This window comes from Clostridium sp. AM34-11AC (assembly GCF_003435375.1).
GTDB lineage: Bacteria > Bacillota > Clostridia > Lachnospirales > Lachnospiraceae > Pilosibacter > Pilosibacter fragilis.
The window spans coordinates 1-2,054 of the sequence record NZ_QWGL01000086.1 but is presented as its reverse complement, the minus strand read 5'-3'; the positions used below and the strand labels follow the sequence as shown (position 1 = coordinate 2,054).

Annotated in this window: 2 protein-coding genes and 1 pseudogene; all 3 read right to left on the bottom strand. The window is 53.7% G+C overall.

The features are described 5' to 3' along the window. Positions 1–335: pseudogene (locus DW826_RS17810) on the bottom strand (topoisomerase); the annotation flags it as partial. An 11-nt stretch (positions 336–346) separates the two neighbouring features. Further along, a complete protein-coding gene (locus DW826_RS17805; protein WP_024729653.1) occupies positions 347–649 on the bottom strand; it encodes a hypothetical protein in 303 nt (100 codons plus the stop codon). Beyond that, a partial coding sequence (gene mobQ / locus DW826_RS17800; RefSeq protein ID WP_278286597.1) for a MobQ family relaxase occupies positions 646–2,054 on the bottom strand: 1,409 nt, incomplete at its 5' end. The genes DW826_RS17805 and mobQ, both read right to left, overlap by 4 nt.

Sequence of the window (2,054 nt, the reverse complement as noted above, 5' to 3'; positions counted from 1 at the left end):
TGAATTGCTCTGTCGGCTGTTCTGTTGTGCAAGGGCAAGTGGAACGCTGTGGGCGGTGCTGTGGTGGCTTCGGTCTGTCCCTCGCCGTTTTCGCCTGTCAACATCTGGACAGCTTCGGGAAAGGACTTGCCGTAAAACTCCATGACGAAATCAATGGGATAGCCGCCCTTGCTCTGGCTGTGGCGAAACCATTTGTTTCCCCGGACGGTCAGGCTGTCATGTTCTTTCCAGCGGTATTCCCGTCCGCTTTTGATAAGTGTCTCTCCCTGTGTGCGGAGAAAATCTTCCAGACTGACGGCGTTTGCCCGGTCAATCTGCGCTTGGGTGTACTGCATGGGCGTCCTCCTTACTTCTTGAAAACAGCGCATCGTCTGCAAATGCCATGCTCACGCTCGTCCAGCGTGTAGGGGCAGTTCGCACATTCCTCGCCGTACTGTCTCATGATAACAGGCAGATAGCCCAGCTCCTGCAACATATCAATCTGGCGGTCGGTGAGGGTGGCTTCAAAGGCAAGGCATTTCCGGGTGTGTTCGTCCAGCTCGATCAGGTCGGAAAGCGGTCTGCCATCGGTCAAAGCTTCTCCGCTCAAAAGGCGTTTTGCCGTTCTGCGGATGGGGTTGTACTCGTTCTTCCAGTCGTATTTTTTCATCGTGTCATATCCTCCTTTTTCTGTCGTGTTTGGGGTCGATTTTGGAGCTTTTGTTCCTCTGTACGCTCGTTAAATCGGGCGGCAGTATCTACGCATGACTTGACCTTCCAAAGGCGGTGTAAATCGTCTCTGACAGCCTTAAACTCGCCATAGGTGCTTTCGTGCGCCTGTTCCAGCTCGTCATACTCGTCGGACAGCTTTTTCATATCCACCTTGCCGTCCGGGAACTCCCCGGTCAGCTTTCGTCTGGCGGCGTAGAACTGTATCAGTTCCGCTTCATGCTCTGCCTTGTACTTGGCTCTGGGCTTCTCAAACTTGATTTTCTGCAAGCCGTCATAGACAGGCTTCAAGTTCTGGAAAGCAGCGGAGCTGTCATAGAGCTGCTTAATTGCTTTCATTCGGGCGGTCTGTTCGTCCAGCGTTTTCTTCAAGCTCTCTGTGGTGGAGCTGTGTTCATTGACATGGCTTTCCAAATCTTCAAGGGTGTAAATGCCGTTTGCCCGGAGATAATTGAAAGTCTCGTTCATCTCCTTTAGGTTGCTGATTTTGCCTTTCTGCGAATACGCCCCGGCTCTGCGCTGGGTGTAATAGGCGTTCAGCAGAGAAACAAGGTCGGGTGCCTGCGGCTTGGCAAGCTCCGCTTTTGCTTCGGCAATCCAATCAAACAGGAGAGCGATTTTCTTCTTGATGTCCCGGATAACGGCATTGGTGGCTTTGATCCAGCGGTTGAACTCGCCTTTCTCGGTGCGTATGCCTTTCTTCTCCATTGCCCGGACGGTTGCGCCCTCATGGACGGTGGGAAGAAGCTCCACGCCCTGACGCTCATAGCTTCGGTGGTCGATGCGAACGTCAAGCCCTTTTTCCGCAAACTTGCCATTGCATAGCTCCGCCCATGTCTGCCGCCAGTATTCCAGCGTTTCGGGACTGCCCCAGTCGGTAGTGGGAACGGCGTTGAAAACATACTCGCCGTTCTGGTCTCGGATACGGTTGCCGTTCTCGTCCAGCTCATACACCCGGCGTTGCTTTAGTCCCCATTCGCCGTTCTGCTCGATGGGGCGGATGGGGCAAAGCACATGAAAATGCGGGTTTGGTATGCCGCCGTCCTCCCGGTCTGGCTGGTGTACGGCGAAGTCAACTACCATGCCCCGGCTCACAAAGTTCTCCAACAAAAATTGCCTTGCAAGAGCGATGTTTTCCTCAAGGGAAAATTCATTCTGCAAGGCAATGTCAAAGCTGTATGCAAGCTGGGCGTTCTTTCCACGCTCGGCTTTTTCCACGGCGTTCCATAGGGTCTGGCGGTCTGCGTATTCGGGCGGTGCATGGGACGGCAGGAGAATGTTGGAGCAGATCACGCCGCCCTTTCTGGTGTAGTCGCTGTATTCGCCGTAATACTCGCTATACAATC

Bases quoted from the DNA above. Each gene is read 5' to 3' on its own strand.
- DW826_RS17805 (WP_024729653.1), bottom strand. From the start codon at position 649: ATGAAAAAATACGACTGGAAGAACGAGTACAACCCCATCCGCAGAACG.